The organism is Rhizobium sp. AAP116 (genome assembly GCF_001295785.1).
In the GTDB taxonomy this organism is placed as follows: Bacteria; Pseudomonadota; Alphaproteobacteria; order Rhizobiales; family Rhizobiaceae; genus Allorhizobium.
Window position 1 is genome coordinate 14,518 of sequence record NZ_LJIB01000042.1, and the last position, 16,281, is coordinate 30,798.

Sequence of the window (16,281 nt, forward strand, 5' to 3'; positions counted from 1 at the left end):
GAGGCCGTGACGAGGCTAGTTTTCTCTCCAAAACACCAGAGGGAAAACAACCGACATGCGCGTATTTTATTCCGAAAAGCACAAGCTGCGAGACGCCAAGACCGAGCTGCATGGCGGCCTGCTGGTCAAGCCTTTCGAGGGTCCGTTCCGCGCCGAATGGGTGCTCTCGGGCGTCCGGGATGCGGGCTTCACCGATGTCCGCGCGCCGGCCGAACACGGGCTTGAAACCGCGCTCAAGGTGCATGACGCAGGCTATCTCGAATTCCTGCGCACCTGCTGGGACCGCTGGCAGGCGCATGGCTTCGAAGGCGAGGCGATCGCCACCTCTTTCCCCTGCCGCCGCAGCCAGACGGGCCGCGTGCCGAAGAACATCGACGGCGCCGTCGGCTACTACACCAATTCGGCAGAGACTTCGATTTCCAAGGGCACCTATGAGGCGGCGATTGCCTCGATGGATGTGGCCCTGTCCGGTGCCGACTGGCTGAACGAAGGCAACCGCTTCGCCTTCTCGCTCTGCCGCCCGCCCGGCCACCATGCCGGCATCGATCTCTTCGGCGGCTATTGCTTCATCAACAACGCCGCCGTTGCCGCCCAGCGATTGATCGACCACGGCGCCAAGAAAGTCGCGATCCTCGACGTCGACTTCCACCATGGCAATGGTACGCAGGACATCACCTATCGCCGCGGCGACATCTTCTTTGCCTCGCTGCATGGCGAGCCGGAAGACGCCTTCCCCTTCTTCCTCGGTTATGCCGACGAAACCGGTGAGGGCGAAGGCGAAGGCCTGAACGCCAACTACCCGATGCCCTCGGGCACGCCTTTCGACATCTGGTCGGCAGCGCTGGAAGACAGCCTGAAGAAGATCAAGGCCTATGGCGCGGAAGCCATCGTGGTCTCGCTCGGCGTAGATACGTTCGAGAAGGACCCGATCAGCTTCTTCAAGCTGAAGAGCCCTGACTATATCCGGATGGGCGAAATGATCGCGGCCAGTGGCGTGCCGGTGCTGACGCTCATGGAAGGCGGCTACGGCGTGCCCGAAATCGGGCTCAACGTCGCCAATGTGCTCAAAGGGCTGGAAGGTTGAAGGCGCCTCAATAGGTCTCTGCGACTGCGGTGAAGTGGCGCTTCAGCCGCGCCACGTCGGCCGGGTCGATTTCAATCCCGGTCACGGCGATCCAGGGATCGATATGATGCTGCGGAGCATAGACATGCCCGTAACCGACCGGGCTGGTCGTCGCGATCATCATGTCGAACAGGAGTTGCAACATCGTGAGCACGGGATACCAGGTGAGTTCGGGAGAGACATCCGGACCCCGCGTGCCCGAGAGCCAGGCGGGAGACCGATAGGCCGAACGGGGGTCGAAAAATACCACGGCGTCGCTGGCATATTGCAGGTAGACGATCCGCAGTGCCCCCCATTCGGCATAGGGTGAATTGAGGTCGGCCCGCTGATTGGTGAAGCGCACGATCGAGCCGTCGCCGTAGCGGGGCAGCCAGGCAGGCGAGCCCGCCTCCCGACCGGCGGTGAGTTCGCTCCACATCCGGCTCTGGAACGGCGGTCCGACCCACAATGCGCCATAGAAGGGATCGGCGACGATTTCGAGAAGGTCGACTGAGCTCTGCGAGTTGAGCGCTCCAAGGCTCAGGCCATAGAGCACCAGCCGGGGGCGTTCATTGGGCGGCAACTGCTTCCAGTGACGATAGACGGCGCGAAACAACGCCTTTGCCGACTCCGAGCCATATTCCGGCTCGACCAGCAGCGAGAGCCAACTGGTCAGATAGGAGTATTGCAGGGCGACGCTTGCGACATCGCCGCGCAGCAGAAGGTCGAGCGTGTCTGCCGCCGCAGGGTCGATCCAGCCGGTTCCGGTCGGAGCCTTGATCACCAGCGTCGAGCGTTCGAAACCGCCCTGTCGGATAAGTTCCTCGAGCGCGAGTGCGACGCGCGTCTCGATGTTTTCTCCATTGTTGAGGCCCGCATAGACGCGGATCGGCGCCAGCGCCGGCTCTCCCCAGAAGCGCTCGATATCTTCGCGCGTCGGGCCGGACGCGATGTAATGACGACCCTGACGGCCCAGACCATGCCACTCGAGACGCGAATCCGGTCCTCCGGTTTTTGCCGAGGACGTCGGCGCGGCGAATTCGTCCTCCATCAGGTCGTCCAATTGCTGGAAGGAGGAATCGGCGAGCCGGATTGCGCCGCGCAAAACCACGTTTTCGCCGATCGACCAGAAGATGAAGGCGGCGATGACGAAGCCGATCGCGGTGGCGAAGCGTGCCGGGAAGATGGTGGCCATGCGTGCCGCCAGCCTCCTGAACAGCATCATGAACAGACGGGCGATCCATAGCAGGCTAAGGAACAGGGCTGCGGCCACCAGCACCGCCTCGAGATATGACACGTCGAGAGGAGCCATCTGCCAGAGCGCGCGCGCCGATTCCTGCCAGACCGCGGAGCGCCAGAGCGCCACGGCCATTGTGGACACACCAAACGCCGCTATCCAGAAAAGCGCCTTGTCCCGACGCAGCCGGGGTTCGGGCAACTCGAACAGCCGCCAGACGGAGCTCAGGAGAACGCCGAAGAAATAGCCGACAGCTGACGCGATGCCGGACAGGGAACCCTGCACCAGGGCTTCGCGCGGCATGAGACTGGGAGTGAGCGATGCGCAGAAGAAGGCGATCGCGAGAACGACGCCCGACAGGGAAAGCTTGCCGATCAAGACCCTGACGATGACCGACAGTGCACTGTCTCCCGCTTCATGCAGTTGGAGCGTTGCGGCTCCTGTTCCGTTCCACCGAGAGCTTAGTCGTTTTGTCCTGCCTTTTGAAGGGCATGAAGCGACCCTGCGGCAAAAGCAGACAAACCCGGCCTGGAAGCCGGGTTTGTCGTTGTCGGACGATGACGCCTTGATCAGAGCGTGCCCTGGCGCTGCTGGATCATCTGATAGGTATCGAAGCTGTATTCGGCGATCTGAGCCCAGAGATAGGCGTCCTGCTTGAACGCCTGCTGGCTGTCGAAGAGCTTCTTGAACCACTCGTTCTTGGCCGAGAGATCCGCATAGGTTTCCTTCGCCGCCTTGTGGCAGGTGTCGAGGATATCCGACGAGAAGGCGCGCAGCTGTGCGCCGCCGGCGACGAGTTCGCGAAGCGCCCCGGGGTTGGACGCATCATAGCGAGCGAGCATGCGGGCGTTGGCGGCAGCGCAGGCATCCGTCAGGATACGCTTGTAGCTTTCGGGCAGCGCGTTGAACTTTTCGAGGTTGAAGAAGGCGTGAACCGTCGGGCCGCCTTCCCACCAGGCCGGGTAATAGTAGTAGGGCGCGACCTTGTAGAAGCCGAGCTGCAGATCGTCATAGGGGCCGACGAATTCGGTGGCGTCGATGGCGCCCTTTTCGAGCGCCGGATAGACGTCGGAGCCGGCGATCTGCTGCGGCGTGACGCCAACCTTGGTCATGATTTCCCCGGCAAGACCGGCAATCCGCATCTTCAGACCCTTCAGGTCGTCGATCGTCTTGATCTCCTTGCGATACCAGCCGCCCATCTGCGCGCCGGTATTGCCGGCGGGAAGCGCATAGAGCTTGTAAGGGGCGAGAAACTCGTTGAGCAGCTCATTGCCGCCGCCAGCGGTGAACCAGGCATTGGTCATGCGGGCATTGAGGCCGAAGGGGATGGCGGTGCCGAGCGCGAAGGCCGGATCCTTGCCGATGTAATAATAGCAGCAGGTATGGGCCATCTCGACGGTATTGTCGGCGACGCCATCGGCGACCTCAAGCGGCGGCAGGATTTCGCCAGCTGCGTAGACCTGGATCTGGAACTGCCCGTCGGTCGCCTTCGAGACGCTTTCGGCAATGTCGGTGGCAGCGCCATAGATGATGTCGAGGCTCTTCGGGAAGGACGAGGCGAGGCGCCAGGTGATCTTCGGATTTTCCTGGGCAATCGCGGGGGCGGCAAGCGCGGCGGCACCGATGCCGGCGACACTGGCCTGCTTGAAAAATTGACGGCGGTTCATGATCTCTTGCCTCTGATAATACGCACTCCTCCAGCTCCCGCGGTGGGTCTAGTCGGGCATGACCGGGAGTGCAAGTTCAAAAGCTCAGGAAATTGTCCGGCAACCTTACCAAATTTGCCTATTCTTTCGCGCAAGCGGTGTTCCGCGCAAGGAACTGTCAGGACGGGCTACGCATGCGCGGGTCATCGAAGGCTGGATTGTAGAAGAGGGACAGCACCAGGCTCTTGGCGATCCGCTCGGCGCTGGCCATGAACCAGCCATGGGCTTCTTCCGAGGCGCCGATTTCGACGAGGGTGTCGGAGAAGAGCTGCAGCCATTGCAGGAAAAGGTGTTCCGCCATGCCGTCGACATTCTGGTGAGCCATCACTGGCTTGCCGCCATAGGCGCCTGTCTTGAAGGCGACGGAACTCCAGAAGGCCTTCATCTTGACCATATGGTCCGGCCAGCGTCCGGCGAGCCGCCCGTCGAACACCGGGCCGAGCTCGGGATGCTGGCGGATATGCCCGTAGAACGTCTCCACCAAGCGGTCGATAAATGCCCCATCGACACCCATGGCTGCCATGTCGGCCTGGGCACGAGCCGTGATTTCAGCGCGGTGGGCGGCGCGGCCCGTCAGTTCCATCGTCATCGGTTTCGTCTCGTTCATGGCTTTCGGGCACCTGATGCACCCTGCCGTGCAAATGGTCTATGCGGCATCTTGATACAAGGCCTCCCATGGCCTAAGTTTAGAATAATTCTAAGATAGGTGATAATCGTCATGTTCAGTCTTTTCCAGAAGGGCGGCAAGCGCCCCTTCGACACACTCTCCGAACAGGAGATCCTGGCGCTTGCCATTTCCTCCGAGGAGGACGATGCCCGCATCTACCTCGCCTATGCCGACCAGTTGCGGGCGGCCTATCCACAATCTGCCAAGGTTTTCGAGGATATGGCCGAGGTGGAGCATACCCATCGCAACATGCTGATCCAGATGCATCGGGACCGTTTCGGCGAGCGTATCCCGCTGATCCGGCGCGAACATGTGCGCGGCTTCTATGATCGCAAGCCGGACTGGCTCAGGAAGAACCTGACGCTGGACCAGATCCGCGAAGAGGCCTTGCAGATGGAAGAGGGGGCCTATCGCTTCTATCACGAGGCCGCCCAGCACACCTCCGACGCCGGCATCCGCAAGCTGCTCGGCGATCTCGCCATGGCCGAACAGGGCCATGAAGAGATCGCGACCATGCTCGGCGACCGGCATCTGCCGGAGGATGCACGCGAGACGGAAGACGAAACGAAGAAGCGTCAGTTCATTCTGACTTATGTGCAGCCCGGCCTCGCAGGCCTGATGGACGGTTCTGTTTCGACGCTGGCGCCGATCTTTGCGGCCGCCTTCGCGACAGGCGATACCTGGTCGACCTTTCTGATCGGCCTCTCGGCCTCGGTCGGTGCGGGCATTTCGATGGGCTTCACCGAGGCAGCCCATGACGACGGCAAGCTTTCTGGCCGCGGCTCGCCGCTGAAGCGCGGCCTTGCCTCCGGCATCATGACCACGGTCGGCGGTCTCGGCCACGCGCTGCCCTATCTCATCCCGCATTTCTGGACCGCGACGATCACCGCGATCATCGTCGTCTTCTTCGAGCTCTGGGCGATCGCCTTCATTCAGAACCGCTACATGGAGACGCCCTTCTGGCGCGCCGCCATGCAGGTGGTGCTCGGCGGCTCGCTGGTGCTGGCCGCCGGGGTGCTGATCGGGCAGGGGTGACGCAATGCGAGGAGCGACAGCTGGCGCCTTAGACTGCAGCCTTCTTCCGTCGCGGCATCTCCTCGCTCTGATACATGGACAGCGTATGTCCGTCTGGATCGGCAAATTCAGATGACCAGCCGCCGGGCGCATGGCTGACGGGTGTCACGATCGTGACACCCTGTTCGGCCAGTCCCGCAACCATGTCGTCGATGCCGCCGTCGTCGAGGTCGAAGACGATGATCGGTGAATTGCCGGGCCTGGTCTCCATTTGAAAGAACAGGAGATCGATGCCGTTGGCCGTCGAGGCAATGAGCCAGTCCGGTTCGCCCGGCTCGTTCGGCATGCGCTGAAGGTCGAGCCCCAGCGTCTCGCCGTAGAAACGGGCCGTCCGATCGATATCGGCGACGTAGTAGCAGATATTGGTGAGTTTTTTGGATTTCAGCATGGAGAACTCCCGTGTTGGAATGCGAACATGATCATGTTGCCGCTGGCCGTATTTTCGTGAGGTTGCGTCCAAAAGAAATCAGATGACCGTCCGGATCATGGGTCGCAAGCGTCGCGTGGACATGGCCGATCAGCGGACGCAGCGTCTGGCGGATCGAGCCGAAGGCGAGATTTCCGCACAGCCGTTCTGGTACTGCGCCAGTAAATTCAAAGGGACGCAGGCGTTTGCGGATGTCGCAGATCCTCTGGCGCAGTGCCGCCTCGTTGAGCTTCAGCAGATGACGGATCTCGGCATGCGTCTGGCCATTGAGAGCGAGCAGAAAGGTGGTTCTGAGGCCGGGCGGCAGGCGTTGCAGATGGTGGGCGAGGTCATTCGGCTCGGCCGGTTCACTGGTCTGCGGTTGCCGAAATACGAAGACGCTCTCCCGCTGCCGTCGCCTGACTGCCGATCTCGCCACGAAGCTACTGCGATGGCGCAACACGCCGCGCAGCCAACGCAGGTTCTCCGGCTTGGAAAAATCCTTCCGGCCTGCGGTGATCGCGGCGAGGAGCGCGTCCTGAAGTAGGTCTTCCGCCTCGTCCGCCCGCCGGCTGAGGCGTCGCGCCTCGTTGAGAAGCTGTCTGAACTGTCTGGCCTGCACGATGTCCCCCACTCACCCGTCATGGTGGCAGACCCCGGCTGACCCGACAAGCAACAGAGATTGAGTTTGGCTGAGGTGACCGATTGCGTCAGGATGAATGGTCACATGCCTGCAATAATCCGTGGATATGGCGCCTTCATGAAAGCATCTCCCGCGACCATCGGTCTGGGCGTCACCATGACCATTGGTTACGGCACGCTCTACTATTCCTTCTCCGTGCTGGCTCCCGAGATCGCTCGCGAATTCGGCTGGGGCCAGAGCTTCGTCTTCGGCGTCTTTTCTTTCGGGCTGCTGGCGGGCGCGGTGGCAGCCCCCGTGCTCGGGCGCTTGGTCGATCGATACGGTGCACGCCTCATCCTTTGTCTCGGTTCCGTCGCGGCAGCACTTTCGCTCGCGCTGTTTTCGGTGATGGAGAATGCCTGGCAATTCGCGGCGATCACGCTCGTCGCCGAATTCATTGCGCTTGCGGTACAATACGATGCGGGCTTTGCAGCACTCGCCCAGAGCCATGGCCGCGAGGCGCGCGCCCATATCACGCTGGTGACGCTGATCGCAGGCTTTGCCTCCACCGTCTTCTGGCCGCTCCTGCAATGGCTGCTCACCGTCATGACCTGGCGCGACATTTACCTGGTGATGGCCGCGATGCACCTCCTGATCGCGCTGCCGATCCATCTTGCCCTGCCAAGGACACGGATGATCGCGCCGGAGGAGACCGTCCGTGAAGAGCAATCGACCGGTGAGCCTGTTCTCGACGGGGAGCGCAAACGCCGGATGATCCTCATGGCAACGGCCTTTGCCGCCGGAGGTTTCGTCATGTCGGCGGTGGGGTCGACACTTCTCGTCCTGATGCACGACCTCGGCTACGCCACCGCAATGGCAACGCTTGCCGGCAGCCTCATCGGTCCAAGCCAGGTAGCTGCCAGGCTGATCGAATATGTCAGACGCAACCTTTTCTCGCCGCCGCTGACCGCAATCATCGCCGCATCGGCCATGGCGCTGAGCCTCGCCATTCTTGCCGGCGCACTGGTCCAGCCGATGGCGGCATTCGCCATCGCCTTTGCGATCTTCTACGGGGCAGGGCAGGGGCTGACCTCGATCGTGCGGGGCGTCCTGCCGCTCCACTACTTCGGCGCCGTGGGCTATGGCCGGACCATGGGCACGCTCGCGTCCGCCCGCATCATCGCCTCGGCGATTGCGCCTGTGTCCGTGATCTGGCTGAACGAGACGGTCGGGACCAATGCAGCTCTGGCTGCATTGGCAGGCATGGCCGGCCTCGCCGTGATCGCGACCCTCGCGCTGACGCGCGAGAGACAAAGCTGACCGATTTTACTGCAGCGCGCCGACGAGAACGTCGGAGGTGCCGTTCTCGATGGTGACCCAGCGGCCGGTGTCGGTCGAAGACTGGCGCTTGAGGAAGGCATAGCGCGTCTCGGTCCAGAGCTTGACGTCGTCGTTGAGGTTGTCGAGCACGAAGTCGCCGGACTGGGTGCGGACCGTCAGCACCGCATGGCCTTCGCCATCCGGCTTGCGCACGACGGTGATCAGGAGATCGGCCGCATTGAATCCGGCTTCCATCAGCTTCTTGCGCTTCAACAGCACGAAATCTTCGCAATCGCCGAGATCGACCGGATAGGCCCAGACTTCCTCGCGGCCGTAGATCTCCGCATCCGTCATGGGGACGATGGCGTGATTGACGCTGGCATTGATGTCGCGGATGACGCTCCAGCCGTGATCGGTGACCTTCGGTGGCACCGAAGGACGGGTCCGGATGCTGCATTCATCGGCGAGGGCCTTGCAGAATTCGTAATGGCCGATGGGCTGGGATGTCACGGCGCCGGTGATCATCGATCGCAATGTCTGCGGTGCCGAAAGACCCGCATGGGCAGGTGCGAGCACCGCAACTGCAATGATCAGCGCCTTGATGGCGCGCGAGCCGTTCGTCATGAACACGTCCCCTGTATCCTTAACAAAAGGTTAAGATTGCGACAGGACGTGAGTCAACGGCGCGGGAGGCTCTCTCCCGCGCAATTCATCCGGTATGGTTAAAATGCGACAGTTCGAACAGCCGAAATGAGAATCGGTTCCCAAGATCGAGGAGATATAGAGAGACCGAAATACTCAGATCATTGAAAGTATCGCCGATTTCATCTTGGCGATGTCTTCTGGACGGGAAAGCCGGTGGTCGCCATCGCGAATCAGCGTCAGCACCACGTCGTCGAGCGGCAGGAATTCCATCAGCTTCAGGGCGTGCTGATAGGGCACGTCCGGGTCCTTCATGCCCTGCAGGATATGGACCGGGCAACCGGTCTCGATGAGCCCGGTCAGCACTCGGTTCTCGGCCCCGTCTTCCATCAGGTCGCGGGTGAAGATGTTGGGCTCCGGGCTGTATTCGGACGGCTCTTCGAAATAGCCGCGCTCGGCCAGGGATTGCCGCTCTGCCGCAGTCAGGCTGGGCTCGATGAGCTCCGATGTGAAGTCGGGTGCCGGCGCGATCAGCACCAGGCCATCGACCGAGAAGGGCAGGCCGAGGCGCCTGGCCTCCTGGATGACGCGAAGTGCAATCCATCCGCCCATGGAGGAGCCGATCAGTACGGCCTTCTTCAGGCCCGACGAGGCAAGAACGGCAAGCGCTTCCTCGGTCCAGCGCGAGATGGTCCCCTTTCTGAAATCGCCGCCGGACACCCCGTGGCCGGAATAGTCGAAGCGAATGGCCGTGAGCCCCTCGTCAGCTGCCAACGCGTCCATCTCGATGGCCTTGGTACCGGCCATATCGGAGCGGTAGCCCCCGAGCCAGACAAGCGCCGGCCGGTCCGTCTCGGTTCCCATGCGGGTGATGACCGCGATGTCGCGGGCTGCATCGCCGGAACCGACGGTCAGTGTCGTCTCTCTGAGGATGTTGGCTGTGTCGGTCATCGAGTGCTCCTTTTGTCGAATGCTGTAAAACACATCCAGGAAGTGCGCGACAACAGGTGATTTTCTTTCGCAAGCATGCTATTGACACTGCCGTCGCAGATATCACATAGCCCTTTGACGCGGATGCGCGCGGGTTTACGCTGCGACATTCCGAAATGTTTTGAGGAGAATACGACCATTCGCAGACCGTTCAAGACCGATGCCCCCGTAAAGGACGGGCCGCGCTCCAACCGTGAAATCCGCATTCCGAAAGTCCAGCTGATCAACGAAGAGGGCGAGAACCTCGGTGTCGTGGCGACGGATCAGGCGTTGCGCATGGCCGAAGAGGCCGGACTGGATCTGGTCGAGATTTCGCCGAATGCCGAGCCTCCGGTCTGCAAGATCCTCGACCTGGGCAAGCTGAAATACGCCAACCAGAAGAAGGCGGCCGAAGCGCGCAAGAAGCAGAAGATCGTCGAGGTCAAAGAAATCAAGATGCGCCCGAACATCGACACCCATGACTATGAGGTGAAGATGAAGGCTATGAATCGCTTCTTCGAAGAGGGCGACAAGGTCAAGGTGACGCTGAAGTTCCGTGGCCGCGAAATGGCCCACCAGGAACTCGGCATGAAGCTCCTGCTTCAGGTCAAGGAAGACACCGCGACGATCGCCAAGGTGGAAGCCGAGCCGAAGCTCGAAGGCCGCCAGATGATGATGGTGCTCGCGCCGCGTTGATTGCTGCCGCACGGCAGGACCGGATGAAGCCGCCCTACGGGGCGGCTTTTTTCATGCGTGGTTTTTGCCGGTTCCTTGTCTGACAGAACGCTGATCGTCACAGCGGCCGCTCTGTCAGCGGCGTTGCTGCATGATCCCTCCATCGAAAGCGATTGCGAACCTGGAGGAATTCAAGATGACCCGATTTCTGCGCCGGACCTTGCTGGTCTCGACCACGGCATTGGCCGCACTCACCCTGATCCCCGCGATCGCCTCGCTCGCGCCCTCTACCCTTGCATCCTTCGTCGTCAGCCAGGCCGAAGCGCGTGGCGGTGATGATGATGGTGGCAGCGACGACAGCGGTGACAGTGGCGGCGGCGGTAGCGATGACAGTGGTAGCGACGACAGCGGCAGGGACGATAGTGGCCGCGACAGCTCCGACGATGACGATGACGACAGCTCGGGTCGGGACCGGGACCGCGACCGCGATCGCAACCGTAGCGGCGATGATGATGACGATGATGGCTATGACGACAGCGACGATCGTTTTGATGACAGCGCCGAGGACGGCAGCCGCCGGAGCGGCAACCGCGATCGCGACGAGATCCGCCTTATCGTCAATAACACCCAGCTGCAGGGCTTGCTCAGCGGCTCCATGATCCCCGTCGACCAGAATGGCAAGCGTTTACGCTTCGAGGTTGAGCAGGAGCATGGCAACACGGAAATCAAGCTTCGGGCCCCACGCGGCACGCTGTCCAGCGTGACCGTGGTCCCCGCCATCTGACCAGTTCGAAGCGGTGAAGCCCGAGCCGCCGCGGGCACCCTCTCACCGTTTCGCCCCGCCCGGCCCCCACCGGGCGGGGATAGCTTTTCTCCTGTTGGCGCAAGTCTCGGCCCGCGCTACTCTCCGACAAACCCGAACAGAGCCTGTATGGACCGTCGTCTTTTCATTCTTGCCCTTCTGAGCCTCGGTCTGGCCTCCGCCATACCGACGTCATCGGCATGGGCAAAGGACGGAGGGGATGATGGCGACAGCGATGACAGTGGCAAAGATGACGACAGCGGCGGCAGCGGATCTGACGACGATGATGATGATGATGACAGTGGCAAAGATGACGACAAGGACGACAAGGAGAACCGCAGCGGCTCGGGACGAGGCTCCGACGATGACGACAGGGACGATGACGACGACGACGACCGATCCGGCAGCTCCAGGCGTGAGCGCGACCAGAAGGAGGCGCGCGAAGCCGTCAGGCGCGGAGAGATCCTGCCACTGCGGGAAATTCTAAAACGGGTCGACGAGCAGGGCGGCGGACGTGTGATCGCCGTCGATCTCAACATGCAGGCGCGCAAGCCCTTCTATACGTTGAAGGTGCAGAGCGGTCCGAGTGTCAGAACACTCAAGTTCGAGGCGGCGACCGGCCGCAAACTCAATATCTTTGGATGGTGACACATGCGCATTCTGCTCGCGGAGGACGACCAGACCATTGCGGACCACACACGTTCGAAGCTGGAGGCGGAAGGCTTCATCATCGAACATTTCAACAATGGGCCGGATGTCTGGGCCGAGGGCGAAACGGGCGACTATCAGGCGATCATCCTCGATCTGGGCCTGCCTGGCATGGATGGCCTGTCCATCCTCAAACGCTGGCGCGGAGCCGGTGTCGAGGTTCCGATCTTGGTCCTGACCGCACGAGGATCCTGGATGGAACGGGTCGACGGCTTCGATGCCGGCGCTGACGACTATCTCCCAAAGCCATTCCGCAGCGAGGAACTCATCGCCCGTCTGAAGGCTCTGTTGAGAAGGGTTCATGGCCGCGCAAAGGCGACTGCATCAGCCGGAGGTTTCGTGCTCGACGATACCTCCCGTCGCGTGACCTTCGAGAGCCGGCCGATCGAGCTTACGCCGCTCGAGTATAGGCTGCTTTCCATGCTGATCGCCGAGCCGCACAAGGTCTTCGATCCGATCGAGATTGCTCGCCAGGTTCAGGGACGGGACGACGAGCAGGCCAAGAACGCGGTTGAGGCAATGATCGCGCGCATCCGCCGCAAGACCCATCCGTCTGCCATCGCGACCCGCCGGGGTTTCGGCTACACGCTCTCAGGCGAGGAGGCATGACCCAGTCGCTACGTCTGCGCCTGTTCATTGGCGCCGTTCTGGCGATTGCTTTTGTTCTGCTCCTCGTCGCCTCCGGCCTGAGCCGGATCTTCTCCAATTATGTCGCAGACCGCTATCATGCCGACATGTCGGCGATCATCGATCAGTTGGCCGCGGGCGTCGAATTCCCCGCCGGCGTTGCGCGCATGACGGACGAGCCAGGTGATCCGCGCTTCGAACTGCCGGGCAGTGGCCTTTACTGGGAGGTGATCGCCGGAACCGACCAGGTCTTCCGCTCCCGTTCGCTCTGGGATGTCGAGCTGCTGCCCGAGACCCTGAAACACGGCGCCTACGGATTTCGACAGGGCGAAGGGCCGGATGGTGAACCTCTGTTGCTTCAACTGCGCGAGGTTCAACTCGAAACGCCGGAAGGCAATCGGCCTCTGACGCTGCTTGCCGGTTTCGATCAAAAGATGATCGATGATGCCATCTCTAAGTTCCATGGCGCGATGACGATCATGCTCGTCCTCACGGCTGCCGTCCTGCTGGCGGCGGCTTTCCTGCAGATCGGCATCGGCCTTGCGCCGCTGTCGAGATTGCAGCAGGCGCTTTCTCTCGTCCGTTCCGGACGGACCGACCAATTGCCCGATGCCGGCCCTACCGAGCTCCGTCCTCTCGTCACGGAGCTCAACGGCCTCCTGAAGGAGAGGGAAACGGCCGTCGAGCGCGCCCGTGCCAGAGCAAGCGATCTAGCCCATGGCCTGAAGACGCCGCTCACCGTTCTGCTGCAGCTCGCAGACAATCTGCCCGATCGGGAGCGCGGCATGATCCGTCAGCAGGTTGATCTGATCCGCCAACGTTCCGACCGGCAGCTGCAGTCGGCAAGGCTCGGCGTCGAGCAGATGGCACAAACGGGCCTGGCTTCGCTCACCGGCAAGCTGATATCGGTTCTGACGCCGGTCACGGCCGTGCGTGACGTCGCCTGGAAGGTCGATGTCGATGATCAGCTGACCGTCGACATGGATCCAGCCGACCTCGCAGAGGCGCTCGGCAATGTGCTCGACAATGCCACGCACTTCGCCAAAACTCAGATCGCTGTCGTGGCGGAGCGCGACGGGAAACATATTCGGCTCGAAGTCGAGGATGATGGTCCAGGTGTTGCCGAGGCAGCGATCCCGGAAATTGCTGCTCGCGGTGTCCATCTGGTGGAGGACGAGGGTACGGGGCTGGGGTTAGCGATCACCTCCGATATTCTGAACGCCTATGGCGGTGCCATCGCCTTTTCGCGGGGGGCAACCGGTGGCCTCAGAGTGAGCTTGCTTTTGCCGGCTGGCCTATAAACGAAGATTCCGATCGCCACCCGTTGCGCTTTTTCAGGTCTACGGTTATAAGCGCGCGTCCGAACGGTCCGGCAGGGCATGCCGTGGCCGTTCTTTATGCTTGAAAACGGGCATTCGTCAGCCTGTTTCGATACAAGAACAATGGAGTAGCAAAATGCCCAAGATGAAGACGAAATCTGCCGCCAAAAAGCGGTTCAAGATCACGGCGACCGGCAAGGTTCTCGCCGCCGCTGCTGGCAAGCGCCACGGCATGATCAAGCGTTCCAACAAGTTCATTCGCGATGCCCGCGGCACGATGGTTCTGGCTGAACCTGACGGCAAGAAGGTCATCAAGAACTACCTGCCAAACGGTCTCTGAGACCCGCTCGCTGTTGGACAATTAAGGAGATCATGACATGGCACGCGTAAAACGTGGCGTAACTTCCCGCGCCAAGCACAACAAGGTATTCAAGCAGGCCAAGGGCTTCTACGGCCGCCGCAAGAACACGATCCGCGCAGCAAAGGCTGCCGTTGATCGTTCCAAGCAGTTTGCTTACCGCGACCGCAAGAACAACAAGCGCAACTTCCGCGCTCTGTGGATCCAGCGTATCAACGCTGCAGTCCGCGAATTCGGCCTGACCTACGGCCGCTTCATCGATGGCCTCAACAAGGCTGGCATCGAAGTCGACCGCAAGGTCCTTTCCGACCTCGCCATCCATGAGCCGGCAGCATTCGCGAAGCTCGTAGAAGCTTCCAAGAAGGCACTCGCCTACCTCAAGGACGCCGGCACGGCCAACGAGTTTGAAAGCGCGGTCAAGTAACCAGCGCTTCCCAGACTGAATTCAAGTATTGGGAAACCCGCGCTGGCAGGGCTGGCGCGGGTTTTTTCATGTGATCTTCATGCCGCCGGGAAATGGTGGCGAGACAATGGGGCAGGAAACGGAAACATGTCCGATCTCGACAGTTTGAAGACGACGCTTCTCGCTGACATCGCCGCTGCTGCGGACGAGGCTCAGATCGAGGCTGTGCGCGTGGCGGCCCTCGGCAAGAAGGGGTCCGTCTCGGAACTCTTGAAGACGCTGGGCACGATGACGCCGGAAGAGCGCCAGACGCGCGGTGCCGCGATTAACGCGCTGAAGAACGAGATCACCGAGGAAATCGGAACCCGCAAGACGGCGCTGAAGGACGCGGCGATCGACGCCCGCCTGAAGGCAGAGACGCTGGATGTCTCGCTGCCCGTGCGTTCCTCGCCGGCCGAACGTGGCCGCATCCACCCGATCAGCCAGATCGTCGACGAGATCACAGCGATCTTCGCCGATATGGGTTTCTCGATTGCCGAAGGTCCCGATATCGAGACCGACTATTACAATTTCACGGCGCTGAACTTCCCCGAGGGACATCCGGCCCGCGAGATGCACGACACCTTCTTCCTCCAGCCGGATGAGAATGGTGAGCGCAAGGTGCTGCGCACGCACACGTCGCCGGTGCAAATCCGCACCATGGAGGCCCAGAAGCCGCCGATCCGCATCGTCATTCCGGGCAAGACCTATCGCCAGGACTCGGATGCCACCCATTCGCCGATGTTCCATCAGGTCGAGGGCCTCGTCATCGACAAGACGGCGAATGTCGGCCACATGCGCTGGATCTTGGAAGAATTCTGCAAGGCATTCTTCGAAGTCGACAGCGTCACCATGCGCTTCCGCCCGTCCTTCTTCCCGTTCACCGAGCCGAGCTTCGAGGTCGACATCCAGTGCGATCGTTCCTCGGGCCCGATCGTCAAGTTCGGCGAAGGCAAGGACTGGATGGAAATCCTCGGCTGCGGCATGGTTCACCCGAACGTGCTGCGCGCCGGCGGCCTCGATCCCGACGAATACCAGGGCTTCGCCTGGGGCATGGGCCTCGACCGCATCGCCATGCTGAAATACGGCATGCCGGACCTGCGCGACTTCTTCAACGCCGATGTCCGCTGGATGAGCCATTACGGCTTCCGCCCGCTCGACGTACCGACGCTGTTCGGCGGTCTGAGCAGCTGATCTGCGAATGACGGCTGCTGTGGCAGCCAAATGGGCGGGGCAGGCGGAGGCTGCCCCATCCTTGTGAATGAAGGCAAATGCGACGTGATTGAACATCTCGACAACATGCGGCCGGTCGATCTGCTTTGCGATGACGACCTGCTGCATGTGGAACTGACGGACGGTCGTATCGTCAGCGTCCCGGTCTGGTGGTACCCGCCCCTTCAGGAGGCGATGCCGGTGGAGCGAAACAACGTGGAATTCATGCCGTCGAGCATCCACTGGCCCGACATCGATCTCGATGTGACGGTGGTCAGCATGCTCCTCGGAAGGCAGGCGTCAGGCGCGCGACCGCTGGACGTCTCGGGCAAGATACAGATGGGAACGAGACAGTAGGATTAGGCCCCTCAGCTTGAGGGATAGTGTGCAAGG

The 16,281-nt window shown here is 61.6% G+C and carries 19 protein-coding genes; 12 read left to right on the forward strand and 7 right to left on the reverse strand.

The window, feature by feature from the left end:
• Positions 1-55: 55 nt before the first annotated feature.
• Complete coding sequence (locus IP85_RS19900; RefSeq protein WP_054151404.1) at positions 56-1,084, forward strand: histone deacetylase family protein; 1,029 nt, start codon at positions 56-58, stop codon at positions 1,082-1,084.
• 7 nt (positions 1,085-1,091) lie between these two features.
• On the opposite strand, the gene IP85_RS19905 is transcribed toward IP85_RS19900, so the two are convergent.
• The 3 genes from IP85_RS19905 to IP85_RS19915 all read right to left on the reverse strand — a co-directional run bounded on the left by IP85_RS19905 (position 1,092) and on the right by IP85_RS19915 (position 4,634).
• A complete protein-coding gene (locus IP85_RS19905) occupies positions 1,092-2,717 on the reverse strand; it encodes an alpha/beta-hydrolase family protein (RefSeq protein WP_245280915.1) in 1,626 nt (541 codons plus the stop codon).
• Between the two features lie 191 nt (positions 2,718-2,908).
• Positions 2,909-4,006: a TRAP transporter substrate-binding protein gene (locus IP85_RS19910; protein ID WP_054151405.1), complete on the reverse strand. Its 1,098-nt coding sequence runs from the start codon at positions 4,004-4,006 to the stop codon at positions 2,909-2,911.
• Between the two features lie 157 nt (positions 4,007-4,163).
• The gene (locus tag IP85_RS19915; RefSeq protein WP_054151434.1) at positions 4,164-4,634 is read right to left on the reverse strand and encodes a globin; all 471 of its coding nucleotides are present in this window, start codon (positions 4,632-4,634) and stop codon (positions 4,164-4,166) included.
• A 129-nt stretch (positions 4,635-4,763) separates the two neighbouring features.
• Between IP85_RS19915 and mbfA the strand changes: the two genes are divergently transcribed.
• Positions 4,764-5,747, forward strand: coding sequence for an iron exporter MbfA (gene mbfA / locus IP85_RS19920; protein WP_054151406.1), 984 nt, complete (start codon positions 4,764-4,766; stop codon positions 5,745-5,747).
• Between the two features lie 28 nt (positions 5,748-5,775).
• Here the strand turns inward: mbfA and IP85_RS19925 are convergent, their stop codons facing one another.
• On the reverse strand, positions 5,776-6,174 hold the full coding sequence (locus tag IP85_RS19925) for a VOC family protein (protein WP_054151407.1): 399 nt from the start codon (positions 6,172-6,174) through the stop codon (positions 5,776-5,778).
• 31 nt (positions 6,175-6,205) lie between these two features.
• Positions 6,206-6,814 (reverse strand): RNA polymerase sigma factor, encoded by a 609-nt coding sequence (locus IP85_RS19930; protein WP_197278033.1) that lies wholly within the window; start codon positions 6,812-6,814, stop codon positions 6,206-6,208.
• Between the two features lie 138 nt (positions 6,815-6,952).
• Between IP85_RS19930 and IP85_RS19935 the strand changes: the two genes are divergently transcribed.
• The gene (locus IP85_RS19935) at positions 6,953-8,134 is read left to right on the forward strand and encodes an MFS transporter (protein ID WP_054151435.1); all 1,182 of its coding nucleotides are present in this window, start codon (positions 6,953-6,955) and stop codon (positions 8,132-8,134) included.
• A 6-nt stretch (positions 8,135-8,140) separates the two neighbouring features.
• Here IP85_RS19935 and IP85_RS19940 read toward each other — a convergent pair whose 3' ends face one another.
• The gene (locus IP85_RS19940) at positions 8,141-8,758 is read right to left on the reverse strand and encodes a transglutaminase-like cysteine peptidase (RefSeq protein WP_054151436.1); all 618 of its coding nucleotides are present in this window, start codon (positions 8,756-8,758) and stop codon (positions 8,141-8,143) included.
• Positions 8,759-8,932: 174 nt separating this feature from the next.
• A complete protein-coding gene (locus IP85_RS19945; protein WP_054151409.1) occupies positions 8,933-9,727 on the reverse strand; it encodes an alpha/beta hydrolase in 795 nt (264 codons plus the stop codon).
• A gap of 177 nt (positions 9,728-9,904) precedes the next feature.
• Here IP85_RS19945 and infC point away from each other — a divergent pair, with 177 nt between their 5' ends.
• The 9 genes from infC to IP85_RS19990 all read left to right on the forward strand — a co-directional run bounded on the left by infC (position 9,905) and on the right by IP85_RS19990 (position 16,245).
• The gene (gene infC, locus IP85_RS19950) at positions 9,905-10,441 is read left to right on the forward strand and encodes a translation initiation factor IF-3 (RefSeq protein WP_236759370.1); all 537 of its coding nucleotides are present in this window, start codon (positions 9,905-9,907) and stop codon (positions 10,439-10,441) included.
• A 175-nt stretch (positions 10,442-10,616) separates the two neighbouring features.
• Complete coding sequence (locus tag IP85_RS19955; RefSeq protein WP_245280916.1) at positions 10,617-11,204, forward strand: hypothetical protein; 588 nt, start codon at positions 10,617-10,619, stop codon at positions 11,202-11,204.
• A 147-nt stretch (positions 11,205-11,351) separates the two neighbouring features.
• Positions 11,352-11,870, forward strand: coding sequence for a hypothetical protein (locus tag IP85_RS22460; protein ID WP_054151412.1), 519 nt, complete (start codon positions 11,352-11,354; stop codon positions 11,868-11,870).
• Positions 11,871-11,873: 3 nt separating this feature from the next.
• Positions 11,874-12,539, forward strand: coding sequence for a response regulator transcription factor (locus IP85_RS19965; RefSeq protein ID WP_054151413.1), 666 nt, complete (start codon positions 11,874-11,876; stop codon positions 12,537-12,539).
• Positions 12,536-13,858, forward strand: coding sequence for a HAMP domain-containing sensor histidine kinase (locus tag IP85_RS19970; RefSeq protein ID WP_054151414.1), 1,323 nt, complete (start codon positions 12,536-12,538; stop codon positions 13,856-13,858). Before IP85_RS19965 ends, IP85_RS19970 begins: the two co-directional genes overlap by 4 nt.
• Positions 13,859-14,012: 154 nt before the next feature.
• The gene (gene rpmI, locus IP85_RS19975; RefSeq protein WP_054151415.1) at positions 14,013-14,216 is read left to right on the forward strand and encodes a 50S ribosomal protein L35; all 204 of its coding nucleotides are present in this window, start codon (positions 14,013-14,015) and stop codon (positions 14,214-14,216) included.
• A 37-nt stretch (positions 14,217-14,253) separates the two neighbouring features.
• Positions 14,254-14,658, forward strand: coding sequence for a 50S ribosomal protein L20 (rplT, locus tag IP85_RS19980; protein WP_006725066.1), 405 nt, complete (start codon positions 14,254-14,256; stop codon positions 14,656-14,658).
• A 126-nt stretch (positions 14,659-14,784) separates the two neighbouring features.
• A complete protein-coding gene (gene pheS / locus IP85_RS19985; protein WP_054151416.1) occupies positions 14,785-15,870 on the forward strand; it encodes a phenylalanine--tRNA ligase subunit alpha in 1,086 nt (361 codons plus the stop codon).
• An 84-nt stretch (positions 15,871-15,954) separates the two neighbouring features.
• Positions 15,955-16,245, forward strand: coding sequence for a DUF2442 domain-containing protein (locus IP85_RS19990; RefSeq protein ID WP_054151437.1), 291 nt, complete (start codon positions 15,955-15,957; stop codon positions 16,243-16,245).
• The last annotated feature ends 36 nt before the right edge of the window (positions 16,246-16,281 follow it).